Source organism: Streptomyces sp. NPDC088812 (assembly GCF_044750285.1).
Taxonomy (GTDB): Bacteria; Actinomycetota; Actinomycetes; order Streptomycetales; family Streptomycetaceae; genus Streptomyces.
This window is the reverse complement of the sequence record NZ_JBIVJP010000001.1, coordinates 432484-446680: the sequence shown is the minus strand read 5'-3', so window position 1 is coordinate 446680 and position 14197 is coordinate 432484. Positions and strand designations below refer to the sequence as shown.

The window sequence follows — 14197 nt, the reverse complement described above, 5'->3', positions numbered from 1 at the left end:
TTGACCCCGTTCACATGGAGCTGCAATGTTGTCATACAACGCTGTTACATGACGGCGTTACATCTCATGCTCCCCGGAGAACACCTGATGAGCGTTCGTTTCGAACGAACCGGTGCCGGCCCCGTTCCCGACCACGCCCGGCAGCACCGGGTGCGCATGCGCGACGGAACCCGCCTGGCCACCGACGTCTACCTGCCCGCCCGCGCCGACGCACCGCTGCCCGCGGTCCTGGTGCGGCTGCCCTACGACAAGAACAGCCGATACGTCTTCTTCGACCGGGCCGCCCGGCTGTTCACCGACCGCGGCTACGCCCTCGTCGTGCAGGACGTGCGCGGCAAGTACCGGTCGGGCGGACGCACCCTGCCGTTCCTGCGCGAGCCCGAGGACGGGTACGACACCCTCGACTGGATCACCCACCAGCCCTGGTCCGACGGCGCGGTCGGCATGTTCGGCGACTCCTACTACGGCTTCACCCAGTGGGCCGCCGTCGCCGCCCAGCACCCGGCGCTGCGCGCGATCGTGCCCCGGGTGACCACGGTCGACTTCAACGCGACCCTGCGCGACCCGGACGAGGAGCGCACCGGCGTCGGCCGTCCGGTCTGGCTGGAGGGCATCGAGTACTACGCCCACCACTGGATCGACAACGGCGCCTACGACTTCACGCCCGACCGCTCCCTGCGCCCGGTCATCGAGCAGTACGAGAGGGCCTTCCGCGCCATCGGCGCGCGCTCCGCCTGGTTCGACCTGCTCGCTCCCCGCTTCACCGACGTCCTGCACGCCCTGGGCCGGCACCCGTTCGACGCCCGCCCGGTACCGGTGCTGCACTGCGTCGGCTGGTACGACAACATCGGCCTGCCGCACATGCGCGACTATCTGGAGCTCGCCTCCCGGCCCGGCTGGGACGCGGTCCAGTACCTGTGGGCCGGCGCCGTGGACCACGAGAACTACCACCTGGACCTGGCTCCGGTCACCGACGCCACCGACCACGCGACCAGCGAGGCCGCCCTGGAGCGGATGCTGCCCGGCTACGCGGGACCGGCGCTGGAGTTCTTCGACGTGTTCCTCAAGGGCGTACGGCCGGTGGCGAGCCTGCCCAAGGTGTCCTGGGAACTGGGCCACGCCGGGCGGCGCACCGCCCCCGCCTGGCCGCCGCCCGGCAGCGCGGAGCGCACCTGGTGGCTCGCCGCGCCGGAAGACGCTTCGGGGCCCCTGCCCGGTGGCCTCCTCGCCGACGCGCCCGGCCCGCGCGACGGCGGCGCGCAGTGGGCCTACGACCCCGACGACCTGGTGCCCTCCCTCGTCCCCGACTCCTTCTCCTACCTCAGCGTCCACCCCGACGTCAGCGGCCTCGCGGCCCGCGGCGACGTCCTCTCCTTCGCCACCCCGCCCCTCCCCGAGCCCCTCGACCTGGCCGGGCCGGTGGGCGTGGACCTCCATGTGAGCACGACCGCGCCGGTGTTCGACGTCTTCGTCAAGGTGCTCGACGTGGACCCGGAGGGAGGCGCCCGCCTGATCGTGCGCGGCGAGGCCGCGGTCCGGGACGGACACACCCCGCGCACCGTTCATGTGGCGTGCGGCCACACGGGATACCGGTTGCGCGCGGGGCACCGGCTGGCGCTGCTCCTCGCGAGCAGTGACTACCCGATGTTCCTGCCGTCCTCCGGCAGTGACGACAACCCGTGGACGACCCTCGCGCCGAAGCCGAGCACACAGACGGTCCACACCGGCCCCGCCCACCCCTCCCGCCTGACCGTGACGGTCTGCCCCGCCCCTCCCGCCTGACCGTGACGGTCTGCCCCGCCCCTCCCGCCTGACCGTGACGGTCTGCCCCGCCCCGCCCGCCTGACCGTCACGACCCCACGGCCCCGTCCTGCGCCGTGCCCCCTCTGTACCCGCGCACCCGCACCCCGCGCCTTCCCCCCACCCGAAGGAACCCTCACCGCCCCACCGCATCCCTCCCTCAGGAGCACCACCATGCACGCTCCCCGAACCGCCCTCGCCGTCACGGCGTTGCTGGCCCTGTCCGCCTGTACGGCGGGCGGCGGCACCGGTACCTCCCCGGCCGAGCCCCTGAAGCTCACGGCCACCACACCGGCCGCCACCGGCACCCTCGACGAGGTCACCTGGAACCTTCCGACGGGCGAACCCACCACCCTGGACCCGGCGAAGGTCGGCGACTACTCGCCCAACACCGTGGAGGCCAACCTCTGCGACCCGCTGCTGCGGCTCCAGCCCGACTACTCCCTCGCCCCCGGCCTGGCCACCGCCTGGCGCCACCCGGACGACCGGACCCTCGTCCTCGACCTGCGCACGGACGTCACCTTCTGGGACGGCACCCCGATGACCGCCCGGGACGTCGTCGCCAGCCTGACCCGGCAGGGCGACCCCGCCACCCAGAGCGTCAACACCCAGGTCATGGCGAGCGTCGCAGCCGTCACCGCGACCGGCGACCACCAGGTGACGGTCCGCTTCGACACCCCCGACGAGCTGTTCCTGAAATACCTGGCGGGCGGCTTCGGCGCGGTCAGCCAGGCGTCGTACCTGAAGAAGGCCGGCACCTCCTACGGCACCGCCGAGGGCGGCCTGATGTGCACCGGCCCCTTCCGGCTGACGAGCTGGAAGCCGGGGGAATCGGTCACCGCCGTCCGCAACACCGCCTACTGGGACGCCTCCCTGCGGCCGAAGGTGAAGAAGCTGACCTTCACCTTCGTCACCGACCCCAGCACCCTCACCAGCGCCCTGCTGTCCGGTCAGATCGACGGCAGTTACGAGATCCCCTCCACCGTCGCCAGGGCCCTGCGCTCCTCCGGCGCCGGCACCCTCTACCACGGCCCCTCCACCCAGACCGTCTTCATCTCGCCCACCGGCCCCGACTCCCCGCTCGCCGACCCGCGCGTCACCCGGGCCCTGTCCCTGGTCCTCGACCGCGACGCCCTGGTGAAGAACGTGTACGACGGCGCCGCGCAGCAGCAGAAGACGTTCATCCCGTCCCTGGTGTGGCAGAAGTCCGAGGCCGCCGACGTCTACGCCGAGGGCTACGACCGATTGCCCGCCGTCCCCGAGGTCGACGTGGCGCGGGCCGGGAAACTCGTCGACGAGGCCGCGCCCGCACGGCGCACCGTCACCGTGGCCATGGCCGCCGGGGACCAGCAGTCGCTCCAGACCCTCACCTTCCTCCAGGCCGCCGCGAAGAAGATCGGCCTGACCCTCGTCATCCGACAGCTCCAGCCCACCCAGATGTCCGGCCTCTTCTACGACCCGTCCCTGCGCGAGGGCCTCGACGCGACGATGGCCCTCGGCTACGTCGAGATCCCCGACCCGCTGTCGTACGCCCAGATGTTCACCTCACCCACCTCACCGCTCAACTGGAGCGGGTACGACAACCCCCGGGTGACGAAGCTGCTGGCGCAGTCCCAGGCATCGCTCGACCCGCGGGCGTCGGCCTCCTCCTTCACCCAGGCCCAGGCCCTGTACACCGAGGACCTGCCGATCGTCCCGATCGTCTGCCCGTACGAGCGGATGTTCCTGAACAAGCGTCTGAGCGGGGCCCCGGCGTCCTTCGCCTACATCAACATGCCGTGGGCGGCACGCCTCGGCGGCACCGGCGGGGCGGCGTCGTGATCGCCCGGTTCGCCGCCCGGCGCGCGGCCATGCTGGTGGTGACGGCGCTCGTCGCGAGCATCGCCGTCCACGGCGCCCTGTTCGTCGCCCCCGGCGACCCCGCCACCCTGCTGGTCGGCGGCGGCAAACCGCCGAGCCCCCGCCTGCTGGCGGAGATCCACCGCGAGTACCACCTCGACGACCCGTTCCTGCAGAGCTACTGGCGCTGGCTGACCGGCATGCTGCACGGTGACGCGGGCCGGTCCCTCACCTACCGGGACTCCGTCGCCCACCTGCTGGCGGCCCGCGCCGGCAACACCCTGTTCCTCGTCGCCTACGCCGCCGTCCTCGTCATCGTCCCCGGCGTCGCCCTGGGCACCCTCGCCGCGCTGCGCGGCGGTCTCGCGGACACCCTGGTGACCGTGGCGACGACCGCCCTGATGGCGGTGCCGACCTTCGTCACGTCGGTGCTGCTGATCTGGTGGCTGTCGGTGCAGTGGGGCTGGTTCCCGGCCTACGGGGCGGGCGACGGCCTCGCCGGGCGGGCGGCGCACCTGACGCTGCCCGCGCTCGCGCTGGCCGCGGCCTGGCTCGCCTACGTCGCCCAGGTCACCCGGTCCGCGGTGCGCGCCGAGCTCGGCTCGGAGCACGTGCAGACGGCGCACGCCCGCGGCATCCCGCGCCGGGTCGTGGTGCGCAAGCACGTGCTGCGCAACGCCTCGGGTCCGATCTTCTCCGTGTCCGGCGTGGCCGTCGCCGGCCTGATCGCCGGCTGCTCGGTGGTCGAGCAGGCCTTCGGCGTCAACGGCGTCGGCGCCCTGCTCGTCCAGAGCGCCGCGCAACAGGACCTCGCGGTGGTACAGGCGCTGGCCCTGGTCACCGTCGTCGTCTTCGTCACCGTCAACACGCTCGTGGACGTGGTCACCGCCGCGCTCGACCACCGCGTCTCCCTGGAGGGCAGCGCATGAGCAGCCATCAGATCGCGGCCGCGCTCGGCGGCGGCGTCCGCTTCGGCCGGCTGCGGGCGCTCGCCCGGGGCCGGGGCACGCTGATCGCCGCCGCGGCGGTCGTGGCGGTGGCGGTCCTGGCCGCCGTCCTCGCCCCGCTCGTCGCCCCGTACGACCCGAACGCCGTCGACCCGGCGGCGGTCTCGCAGGGCGGTTCGCCCGCGCACTGGCTCGGCACCGACGACACCGGCCGGGACATCCTCTCCCGGCTGCTGTACGGCGCCCGGCCGAGCCTTGTGGCGCCCGCGCTGGTCACCGTCACCGCCGGTCTCGTCGGCACCGCCCTGGGCATCAGCGCGGCCTGGACCGGCGGCTGGTACGACCGGTTCGTCTCCGGTCTGCTGGACGTCGTGTTCGGCTTCCCGGGCCTGGTGCTCGCGGTGGTCGCGGCGGCCGTCTTCGGGGCCGGCCTCCGGGTCGCGGTGGTGACGCTGTCCCTCGCCTACCTGCCCTACGTCGGACGCGTGGTGCGCGGCGCGGCCCTGCGCGAGCGCAACCTGCCCTACATCGCCGCGCTGCGCATGCTGGGCATGTCCGGACCGCGGATCTGCCTGCGGCATCTGACGCCCCATCTGCTGCCGCTGGTGCTGGTGCAGGTCGCGACGTCGTTCGGCTACACGCTGCTCGACGTGGCCGCGTTCTCGTTCATCGGCCTGGGCGCCCAGCCGCCGACCGCCGAGTGGGGCCTGATGGTCGCCAACGGCTCGACCGGCATCCTCGCCGGCCGCCCCGAGCAGTCCCTGTACGCCGGCCTGGTGATCGTCGTCTTCGTGGTCGCCTGCAACCTGCTCGGCGCCGGCCTGTCCCGACGGCTCCTGGGAGAGGACCGATGACCGAGGCGACCCCCCTGCTGGAACTGCGGGACCTGCGCCTGACGCTGCCCGTGGACGGCCGCCGGCGCACCGTCCTGCACCAGGTCGGCCTGGGGGTGCCGGCCGGGTCGGCGGTGGGGCTGGTCGGCGAGTCCGGATCGGGCAAGTCGATGACCGCCCGCGCCGTCCTGGACCTGCTGCCCGCCGGCGCCCGCACGGAGGGGGAGATCCGCTTCGACGGCGTCCCCCTCGGCGACCGCGACCCCGCGGCCCTGCGCCGGCTGCGCACCCACGACGTGGCGATGGTGTTCCAGGACCCGCGCGCCCACATCAACCCGGTCCGCACCATCGGCGACTTCCTGACCGAAGGGCTCGTCCACACCCGCGGGATGCGCCCGCGGGCCGCCGAGGCCAAGGTCACCGCCCTGCTGGGCGACGTCGGGGTGCCCGACGCGCCGCGGCGGCTGCGGCAGCGGCCGGCCGAGCTCTCCGGCGGCCTGCTGCAACGGGTGATGATCGCCGCCGCGCTGGCCGGCGAGCCCCGGCTGCTGCTGGCCGACGAGCCCACCACCGCGCTGGACGTCACCACCCAGGCCGAGGTCATGGCCGTCATCGACGAGGCACGGACCTCCCGCGGCCTGGCCCTGCTGTTCATCACCCACGACCTGGCGCTCGCGGCGGCCGTCTGCGACCGCATCGCCGTCATGTACGCCGGCGCCGTGGTCGAGGAACTCCCCGCCGAGCGCCTGCACATGGCCGCCCGTCACCCCTACACCCGGGCGCTGCTGGCCTCCCGTCCCGGTCCGGACGCCGAGCGCGGAACGCTCCGCGCCGTCGCGGGCCGCCCGCTGTCGGCGTTCGAGGCGGGCCCGGGCTGCGCCTTCGCGCCGCGCTGCCCGTGCGCCGAGGACGTCTGCCGCACCGAGCGGCCGGTGCCGCGCCCGGCCGGCGAGGGCCGCGCCGCCTGCCACTTCCCGGCCGCCGCCCGCAGCGGTCCGCCCGCCCCCGACAGGAGCTCCGCCCATGGCTGACCCGACCGCCCCGCCCGCGCTCGACGTGAGCGGTCTGCGCAAGGAGTTCGGCGGCTTCACCGCCGTCGACGGCGTCGACCTGACCCTCGCCGCCGGCGGCTCCCTCGCCGTCGTCGGCGAGTCCGGCTCGGGCAAGACCACGACGGCACGCCTGATCGCCGGCCTGGAGCGGCCCACCGCCGGGACGATCCGCCTGGGCGGGCACAGCCGCCCCGCCCGACGCGTCCGCGGCGGTGCACGCCTCAGGTGGGCGAAGGAAGTGCAGATGGTCTTCCAGGACCCCTACTCCTCCCTCGACGGGCGCCAGCGCATCGGCGACTGCGTGGCCGAGGCCCTCGCCCTGCACACCGCGCTGCGCGGCCCGGCGCTGCGCGAGCGGGTGGCCGCGCTGCTCGACCAGGTCGGCCTGGACGAGCGGCAGGCGGTCGCGCTGCCCCGGGCGCTGTCCGGGGGCCAGCGCCAGCGCGCCGCGCTCGCCCGCGCCCTGGCGGTCCGCCCACGGGTCCTGGTCCTCGACGAGGCGGTGGCCGCCCTGGACGTCTCCGTGCAGGCCCAGATCATCACCCTGCTGGCCCGCATCCGCGAACGCACCGGCGTGGCCTACCTGTTCATCACCCACGACCTCGGCGTGGTGCGGCACGTCTGCGACGACGTGCTGGTCATGCGGCACGGCGTCGTCGTCGAACGCGGTCCGGCCGAGGCCGTCCTGCGGGCGCCGCGCCACCCGTACACCCGTGAACTGCTCGACAGCGTCCCCCGCCACGGGTGGAAGCCGACCCGACGTACGACACCGAACGGACCGTCCCGATGACCTTCTCCCCGTCCCTCACCCACGCCTTCGAGATCCGCGCCGCCGTCGCCCCGAGCCTGCACGTCGGCCACGGAGCCGGCGAGCGCACCGAGTTCACGCCGATCACCGGCGGCACCGTGAGCGGCCCCCGGCTGAACGGCACCGTCCTGCCAGGGGGCGGCGACTGGTCCAGCACCCGGGGCGCCGTCTGCGCACTGGAGGCCCGCTACCTCCTCCGGGCCGACGACGGCGCCGTGATCGACATCGTCAACCGCGGCTACTACCACGAAGGCGCGCCGGGCTCCGACCAGTACGACGGCTCGCTCCGGGTCGCCGAGGCCGGCCGGTACTTCCGCACCGCTCCGGTCTTCCGCACCGACGCCGCCGCCCACCTGTGGCTGGCCCGCACGGTCTTCGTCGGCCTGGCCCGCGAGGAGGACGGGCACATCGTGATCCGCTGCTACACGGTGGACTGAGCACCCCGCCCGCCGGCGCGGCCCGGCGCCCCCGTGTCACGGGCCCCGGTCAGTCCGGGCCGGCGGTGTGGTCGGGGTGGCCCGCGGTCCGGCGGGCCTCCTTCATCTCGGCCTCGTACAGGTGGTCGCGGCCCTCCGCCAGGGCGGCGAGGGCCTGCCGTTCCAGGTCCCGGAACGGTTCGTAGTAGGTGCCGTTGTAGGCCTCGACGATCTGGAACGTCCAGTGCCCAGGGATGACGTTGCGGCCCAGGATCTCGCGCTGCACCCGGTCGGCCCACTCGGTGTGACCGGCCTCGCGCAGCAGGGCCACCGTCCGGTCCAGCTCCAGGTCCGCGCCGCCCGTCAGCTGGTGGAAGGCGTACAGGTGGCCGCGGGCCCGCTCGGTGGTCTCCAGGGCCTTCGACAGGGAACCGAGCGCCTCCACCGTGGTCCCGCTGACCCCCGGGGGACGGCGGTGGGCGGGGTCGGGGCCGTCGTCGTGATGGTTCATGCCCCGACAGGTCCCCGGGCGGGAGCGGGGCGGAGCCGCCCGGTGCGGATCTCGACCCGGCCGAGGCAGGAAAGTCACCCCGAAGACGGCACCCCCGTGTCACGTCGGAAGCGACCGCGTGTGTCCGGACGGAGGGAGGGGGCACGCGGTCAACAGGAACCGAGAACGTGCCCCTCCGCCGACCCTCCGGGAGATCCCGATGATCATCGGAATCGTCATCGCCGCCTGCGTCGTCCTCGCCGTGCTGGCCTTCTTCCTGCCCCGCCTCTCGCGCCGTCCGCAGAACGGCGCGCAGCGCACCCTGGGCGCCGGGTCGCGGGCCGGAGCGAAGGCGCCCGGCCCGCTGGGGCGGCTGTTCAGCAAGCCGTTCAGCTCCAGCTCCCGAGCGGTCGGACGCAGCGGCTCCGCGGGACGGCGGGCGCGCGGCCGCATGCCGTTCTAGCCGCACTCCGGCGCGCGTCGCCGGCGACCGTCAGCACTGGCCGAGGAGACGATGGGGAGATGGCCGAGACACCACGGGGCCCGGAGAACGCCGGCCCGCACGACGACGTCGGGGAGCCCGACGGGCTGCTCGACGGCCTGAGCGTGGACGAGCGCCGGCCCGAGAAGCCGATCCTCCTGGACGCCGACGGAAGCCCCGTGCGGACGTGGCGGGAGAACTACCCCTACGACCGGAAGATGCGCCGGCCCGAGTACGAGCGGACCAAGCGCATCCTCCAGATCGAGCTGCTCAAGATGCAGCGCTGGGTGAAGGAGACCGGTCAGCGGATCGTCGTGCTCTGCGAGGGCCGCGACGCGGCCGGCAAGGGCGGCACCATCCAGCGCTTCACCGAACGGCTCAACCCGCGCGGCGCCCGCGTCGTGGCGTTGGAGAAGCCGACCGAGCGGGAGGCGAGCCAGTGGTACTTCCAGCGCTACGTGGCGCATCTGCCGGCCTGCGGTGAGATCGTCTTCTTCGACCGCTCCTGGTACAACCGGGCCGGCGTCGAACGCGTGATGGGGTTCTGCTCGGAGGACGAGTACCGCACCTTCCTCGCCCAGGCCCCGCTGTTCGAGCGGCTCCTCACCGACGACGGCATCGTGCTGGTGAAGTTCTGGTTCTCCGTGTCCCAGGCGGAGCAGCGCACCCGGTTCGCCATCCGCCAGGTCGACCCCGTGCGCCGCTGGAAGCTCTCCCCCACCGACGTGGCCTCGCTCGACCGGTGGGACGACTACACGGCCGCCAAGGTCGACATGTTCCGTGCCACCGACACGCCGCACGCCCCGTGGACGGTGGTCAAGAACAACGACAAGCGGCGGGGCCGGCTGGAGGCGATGCGCAGCCTGCTCGACCGCTGCGACTACCCGGCGAAGGACCACGAGGCCATGGGCAAGCCCGACCCCCTGATCGTGGGCGTCGCGGACACCCTGCTGGAGGCGGGCGAGGAGCCCACCGACCTCTCCCCCACACCCCTGGCCGGACACCGCAGGGGCCCCGGCATCCATCCGGACGCCCCCGGCCGGCCCCCCGGGCAGGCCTGAGCAGAGCGCGGCCGTCCGGCGGGGCCTGCCGGGCGGCCGGGGCGACGTCAGCGGCCGCCCGCCGCGCCCTCCCGGACCTCACCCGGCGTGCGCAGGGCGAGGACGGCGACGTCGTCGTCGTTGTCGGCCGGCCGGCTCCGCTCCAGCAGGCGGTCGGTGAAGGACTCCAGGGGCCGGTGCGCCAGGGAGGCGGCGTGCCGGCGGAGCCGGTCGAGCCCCTCGTCGAGGGAGCGGCGGGGGGACTCGATCAGCCCGTCGGTGTACAGCACGAGGGTGGAGCCGGGCGGCAGCGTGAGCGTCGCGTCCGGGCGGCTGCGGCGGGCACCGGTGCCCAGGAGGATGTCGTGTCCGTCGGTGAGGTACCGGGCCAGGCCGGAGCGGGTGACCAGGAGCGGGGGCGGATGGCCGGCGTTGGTCCACGACAGTTCGTACCGCCCGCCGCTCCCTTCGGCCATCCGGGCGAAGATCATGGTGGCCATGGGGACCTCGGTGATGTGCAGGACCGCGTCGTCCAGCCGTTCGACGATACGGCTGGGCGGTTCCTCCTGGGACCAGGCGTAGGCGCGGAGCATGTTGCGCACCTGGGCCATTCCGGCGGCGGCGTCCAGGTCGTGTCCGACGACGTCGCCGACGGCCAGGGCGGTGGCGCCGTCGGCCAGGGTGAAGGCGTCGTACCAGTCGCCCCCGACGTGGGACGCGTCGGGCGCGGGCAGGTAGCGGACGGCCATCTCCACGCCCGGTACGCCCGGCATCTGGGGCAGCAGATGCCGCTGCATCGTCTCGGCGACCGCGCGCTGCCGCTGGTAGAGGCGTGCGTTGTCCACGGCGAGACCGGCGCGGCGCGCGATGTCCTCCAGCAGCGCCAGGTCGGCGGTGGTGAACTCCGCCGGTCTCTCGGAGCGGCCCAGGGTGAGCGCCCCCAGCACCTCCCGGGTGCTGCGGAGGGGGGCGATGGCCGCCGAGTGGATGCCGGTGGCCTCGAAGAGGCGGCGCTGTTCGACGGCGATGCCGGAGTCGGGCGGCCCCTGGTAGGTGCGGGGGCCGGCCAGGGTGGAGGCGACGCCCCGCAGGGCCCGGGAGAGCGGCATCGGGGACTCTTCGGGCACGGGCGGCATGGGGCCCTGGAGTTCCTCGTGGGTCACCAGGGCTCCCTCCTCGTGGTGGACGACGACGGCCCGCCGCACCTCGTCGCGCTCGGTGATCAGGTCGACGACGGCCCAGTCCGCGAGCCGGGGCACCACCAGCGCGACCAGGCGGTCCAGCGCCTCGTCGACGTCGAGGGTGGAGGTGAGCCGGGTGGTGGTCTCGGCCAGCAGGGCCAGGCGTTCGAACGGCGAGAGTGAGTCGTCGGCCCGGTCCCGTGCGGTGGGGGCGCTGTCGGACGGACGGAAGAGCACGAGGGTGCCCCGATGCCCGTCGCCGATGTCGTAGGGGGTGATCAACCAGGATATGGAGAGCAGGGAGCCGTCTCCCCGCTCGAACCACTCCTGTTCGCCCTGGGACGTCTCGCCCGCGTGGAACGTCTGCCGCATGCCGCACTGGGACCTGGCCATCGGCTCCCCTCGGGAGGTGCGGTGGAGCCGGTCGTGCGCGTCATGACCCAGGAGATCGGCGGAGGGGCGGTCCAGCAGGCGTTCGGCAGGCGGGTTGACGGCGACGATGTGGCCCTTCTCGTCCACCAGATAGGCGCCGGTGCCCAGGGCCGCCAGCGCGTCGGCGAGCCGGTCGGCGACCTCGCGCGGGAAGCCCTTCCGGCCGGCCTCAGTGGTCTCGGGCTCCGTCACGTCCTTGCCTCCTCGACCCGCGTTCGCCGCACCCGTCGTGCCGGCGTACTTCCATTCTGGCCTGCACTCCGGGTACCCCGGTGCCGCGTCGGGCCCCGGCGGGCTGTGCCCGCCGGGGCCCGGTGATCACAGCGCTCCTCCCGCGGCCGGGGCACCGGGGGAAGCGGCGGCCGTCCGTCTCGGACGGTGGTGGGGAACCGTTCCCAGACCCGGTCTCGGACGGTGGTGGGGAACCGTTCCCAGGCCCGGTCTCAGACGGTGGTGGGGAACCGTTCCCAGACCCGGTCTCAGACGGTGGTGGGGAACCGTTCCCAGACCCGGTCTCAGACGGTGGTGGGGAACCGTTCCCAGACCCGGTGCGAACCGAGCAGGCCGGTCAGCTGCTCGAGCGCTCCGGTGCCGCTGTCGGCGACGACGACACCGGGCGCGCCGGTGGGCACGCCGGCCGCTTCGAGGGCGGCCTCGCCGCCCGCCCAGGCGCCGATGGCCTTGCCGTGCCGGAAGGCCTCCGCCAGGAGCAGGGCGACCCGGGGATCGGTGGTGTCCGGTCCGCCGGGGGCCGGGGCGGCCTTGGCGTCACGGGCGCCGAACGCGTCGCTGCCCGCGGCGGGGGTGCCGACGACCAGCAGGCCGTCGAACTCGACCGACCGGGCGGTGGCGTACGTGCGCTGGACCGTCAGCGCACCGCCGTCCGCTCCGAGCTTGCCTCCGGTCGGCGCGACGACGAGGGGGACCATCCCCGCTCCCAGCACGGCCTCGCGCACGGCGCTCACGCCGTCGAGGTCGCCGTCCGCGCCGGTGACGATGCCGATGACGCGGCCGTCGGTGGGCCAGGTGCGGCCGACCTGGGACAGTGCCGGGCTGGGCTCGACGTCCGCGAGGGGCACGGTGGGCTTCGGCGCCGGCAGGCCGAGGCCGTTCGCGACCTGCTCGCACAGCTGCGGATCGATGTTGGCGAGGACCTCCAGGGCCCGCTCCTTGATCGCCTGCTCGTAGCACTTGCCGAGCTCGAAGGTGTAGGCGCCGATGATGTGCTCGCGCTCCACGGGGCTCATGCTCAACCAGAAGCGCCGGGGCTGGCTGAAGTGGTCGTCGAACGACTCGGGTGCCTCGCGCACCTTGGTGGCCTCCGGGACCCGCACGGGCGTCTCGATGAAGGCGCCCGTGTCCGCGCCGGCGGTGAAGGGGCAGCCGCCGTCCAGCGAGTTGGGGCGGTACGGGGCGACGCCCCGGTGGACGGCGGTCTGGTGCATGCCGTCACGGAGCATGTCGTTGACCGGCGCGTGGGGCCGGTTGATGGGGAGCTGCGGGAAGTTGGGGCCGCCCAGCCGCGTGATCTGGGTGTCCAGGTAGGAGAAGAGACGCCCCGCCAGCAGCGGGTCGTCGGTGACGTCGATGCCGGGGACGAGGTGGCCGACGTGGAAGGCGACCTGTTCCGTCTCGGCGAAGAAGTTCGAGGGGTTGCGGTCGAGGGTGAGCAGACCGATCGGCTGCACCGGGGCGAGCTCCTCGGGCACGATGTTGGTCGGGTCCAGCAGGTCGATGCCCTCGAAGGTCTGCTCCGGGGTGTCGGGGAACGTCTGGATGCCCAGCTCCCACTGGGGGTGGGCGCCCGCCTCGATGGCGTCGGCGAGGTCCCGGCGGTGGAAGTCGGGGTCGACGCCGTTGATGATCTGCGCCTCCTCCCACACCAGGGAGTGCACGCCCAGCTTGGGCTTCCAGTGGAACTTCACCAGTGTCGTGGCGCCCTCGGCGTTGACCAGGCGGAACGTGTGGACGCCGAAGCCCTCCATCGTCCGGAACGAGCGGGGGATGCCCCGGTCGGACATGTTCCACAGGGTGTGGTGGGTGGCCTCGGTGTGGAGGGTGACGAAGTCCCAGAACGTGTCGTGGGCGCTCTGCGCCTGCGGGATCTCCCGGTCCGGGTGCGGTTTGCCGGCGTGGATGACGTCGGGGAACTTGATCGCGTCCTGGATGAAGAAGACGGGGATGTTGTTGCCGACCAGGTCGAAGACGCCCTCGCTGGTGTAGAACTTCGTCGCGAATCCGCGGGTGTCGCGCACGGTGTCGGACGAGCCCCGCGACCCCAGCACCGTGGAGAAACGCACGAACACCGGCGTCTCCTCGTCCTCCGCGAGGAACGCCGCCTTCGTCACGGCAGCGGCCGTGCCGTAGCTGCGGAAGACGCCGTGCGCCGCCGCGCCGCGGGCGTGGACCACGCGCTCCGGGATGCGCTCGTGGTCGAAGTGCATGATCTTCTCGCGCAGGTGGTGGTCCTGCAGCAGCACGGGACCGCGCGGCCCGGCCTTGAGCGAGTGGTCGGTGTCGTACAGCCGGGTGCCCTGGGCGTTGGTCAGGTAGCTGCCGGACTGCGCCATCCGCGCCTGCTCGGCGCCCGTCGGCTGCCCCGTCGGCGACACGGTGTCGGGGCCGGTCTGGTCCGGCTTCGGCGGCAGCGGCTCGCGGGGGTGCGTCGGCTCCGCGACGGACGGCGACTCGGGCGCCGGCTTGCCGGGGACCCCCTCTTCCGGCCCCTGCTCGTCTCCCAGCACGCTCTCCGCCACCTTCCGCACCGCCTTCTTCACCGGGTTAGGCTCGCTCATCTATGTCCTCCTCGGCGTCCTGGGCCGCTCGGCCGCGGACGCGTACGTAACCTGCCGACTTCCCGCACAGCCCGCTTTGCAAC

At 73.6% G+C, this 14197-nt stretch carries 12 protein-coding genes; 9 read left to right on the top strand and 3 right to left on the bottom strand.

The window, feature by feature from the left end; all coding sequences use genetic code 11:
• The first annotated feature begins 87 nt into the window (after positions 1 to 87).
• From ACIP67_RS01925 to ACIP67_RS01895, 7 genes are all read left to right on the top strand, one after another.
• Positions 88 to 1782, top strand: coding sequence for a CocE/NonD family hydrolase (locus ACIP67_RS01925; RefSeq protein ID WP_401685872.1), 1695 nt, complete (start codon positions 88 to 90; stop codon positions 1780 to 1782).
• 192 nt (positions 1783 to 1974) lie between these two features.
• Positions 1975 to 3621, top strand: a complete 1647-nt coding sequence (locus tag ACIP67_RS01920; protein ID WP_401685870.1) for an ABC transporter substrate-binding protein — start codon at positions 1975 to 1977, stop codon at positions 3619 to 3621.
• Positions 3579 to 4568, top strand: coding sequence for an ABC transporter permease (locus ACIP67_RS01915; protein WP_401685867.1), 990 nt, complete (start codon positions 3579 to 3581; stop codon positions 4566 to 4568). The genes ACIP67_RS01920 and ACIP67_RS01915 overlap by 43 nt, the downstream gene beginning before the upstream one ends.
• Positions 4565 to 5440: an ABC transporter permease gene (locus ACIP67_RS01910; RefSeq protein ID WP_401685864.1), complete on the top strand. Its 876-nt coding sequence runs from the start codon at positions 4565 to 4567 to the stop codon at positions 5438 to 5440. The genes ACIP67_RS01915 and ACIP67_RS01910 overlap by 4 nt, the downstream gene beginning before the upstream one ends.
• A complete protein-coding gene (locus tag ACIP67_RS01905) occupies positions 5437 to 6450 on the top strand; it encodes an ABC transporter ATP-binding protein (RefSeq protein WP_401685861.1) in 1014 nt (337 codons plus the stop codon). The genes ACIP67_RS01910 and ACIP67_RS01905 overlap by 4 nt, the downstream gene beginning before the upstream one ends.
• On the top strand, positions 6443 to 7261 hold the full coding sequence (locus ACIP67_RS01900; RefSeq protein WP_401685858.1) for an ABC transporter ATP-binding protein: 819 nt from the start codon (positions 6443 to 6445) through the stop codon (positions 7259 to 7261). The genes ACIP67_RS01905 and ACIP67_RS01900 overlap by 8 nt, the downstream gene beginning before the upstream one ends.
• Complete coding sequence (locus ACIP67_RS01895; protein ID WP_401685856.1) at positions 7258 to 7716, top strand: DUF3237 domain-containing protein; 459 nt, start codon at positions 7258 to 7260, stop codon at positions 7714 to 7716. The genes ACIP67_RS01900 and ACIP67_RS01895 overlap by 4 nt, the downstream gene beginning before the upstream one ends.
• 49 nt (positions 7717 to 7765) lie before the next feature.
• Here the strand turns inward: ACIP67_RS01895 and ACIP67_RS01890 are convergent, their stop codons facing one another.
• Positions 7766 to 8206, bottom strand: a complete 441-nt coding sequence (locus ACIP67_RS01890) for a hypothetical protein (protein WP_401685853.1) — start codon at positions 8204 to 8206, stop codon at positions 7766 to 7768.
• 199 nt (positions 8207 to 8405) lie between these two features.
• Here ACIP67_RS01890 and ACIP67_RS01885 point away from each other — a divergent pair, with 199 nt between their 5' ends.
• Both ACIP67_RS01885 and ppk2 read left to right on the top strand, forming a co-directional pair.
• On the top strand, positions 8406 to 8648 hold the full coding sequence (locus tag ACIP67_RS01885) for a DUF6411 family protein (RefSeq protein WP_401685850.1): 243 nt from the start codon (positions 8406 to 8408) through the stop codon (positions 8646 to 8648).
• A 59-nt stretch (positions 8649 to 8707) separates the two neighbouring features.
• Entirely contained in the window at positions 8708 to 9727 is a 1020-nt protein-coding gene (gene ppk2, locus ACIP67_RS01880; protein WP_401685848.1) for a polyphosphate kinase 2, read from the top strand.
• Between the two features lie 47 nt (positions 9728 to 9774).
• On the opposite strand, the gene ACIP67_RS01875 is transcribed toward ppk2, so the two are convergent.
• Both ACIP67_RS01875 and ACIP67_RS01870 read right to left on the bottom strand, forming a co-directional pair.
• Positions 9775 to 11511 (bottom strand): SpoIIE family protein phosphatase, encoded by a 1737-nt coding sequence (locus tag ACIP67_RS01875; RefSeq protein ID WP_401685845.1) that lies wholly within the window; start codon positions 11509 to 11511, stop codon positions 9775 to 9777.
• Positions 11512 to 11834: 323 nt separating this feature from the next.
• Positions 11835 to 14114, bottom strand: a complete 2280-nt coding sequence (locus tag ACIP67_RS01870; RefSeq protein ID WP_401685842.1) for a catalase — start codon at positions 14112 to 14114, stop codon at positions 11835 to 11837.
• Positions 14115 to 14197 lie beyond the last annotated feature (83 nt).

Bases quoted from the DNA above. Each gene is read 5' to 3' on its own strand.
- ACIP67_RS01925 (WP_401685872.1), top strand. From the start codon at position 88: ATGAGCGTTCGTTTCGAACGAACCGGTGCCGGCCCCGTTCCCGACCAC.
- ACIP67_RS01920 (WP_401685870.1), top strand. From the start codon at position 1,975: ATGCACGCTCCCCGAACCGCCCTCGCCGTCACGGCGTTGCTGGCCCTG.
- ACIP67_RS01910 (WP_401685864.1), top strand. From the start codon at position 4,565: ATGAGCAGCCATCAGATCGCGGCCGCGCTCGGCGGCGGCGTCCGCTTC.
- ACIP67_RS01905 (WP_401685861.1), top strand. From the start codon at position 5,437: ATGACCGAGGCGACCCCCCTGCTGGAACTGCGGGACCTGCGCCTGACG.
- ACIP67_RS01900 (WP_401685858.1), top strand. From the start codon at position 6,443: ATGGCTGACCCGACCGCCCCGCCCGCGCTCGACGTGAGCGGTCTGCGC.
- ACIP67_RS01895 (WP_401685856.1), top strand. From the start codon at position 7,258: ATGACCTTCTCCCCGTCCCTCACCCACGCCTTCGAGATCCGCGCCGCC.
- ACIP67_RS01890 (WP_401685853.1), bottom strand. From the start codon at position 8,206: ATGAACCATCACGACGACGGCCCCGACCCCGCCCACCGCCGTCCCCCG.
- ACIP67_RS01885 (WP_401685850.1), top strand. From the start codon at position 8,406: ATGATCATCGGAATCGTCATCGCCGCCTGCGTCGTCCTCGCCGTGCTG.
- ppk2 (WP_401685848.1), top strand. From the start codon at position 8,708: ATGGCCGAGACACCACGGGGCCCGGAGAACGCCGGCCCGCACGACGAC.
- ACIP67_RS01870 (WP_401685842.1), bottom strand. From the start codon at position 14,114: ATGAGCGAGCCTAACCCGGTGAAGAAGGCGGTGCGGAAGGTGGCGGAG.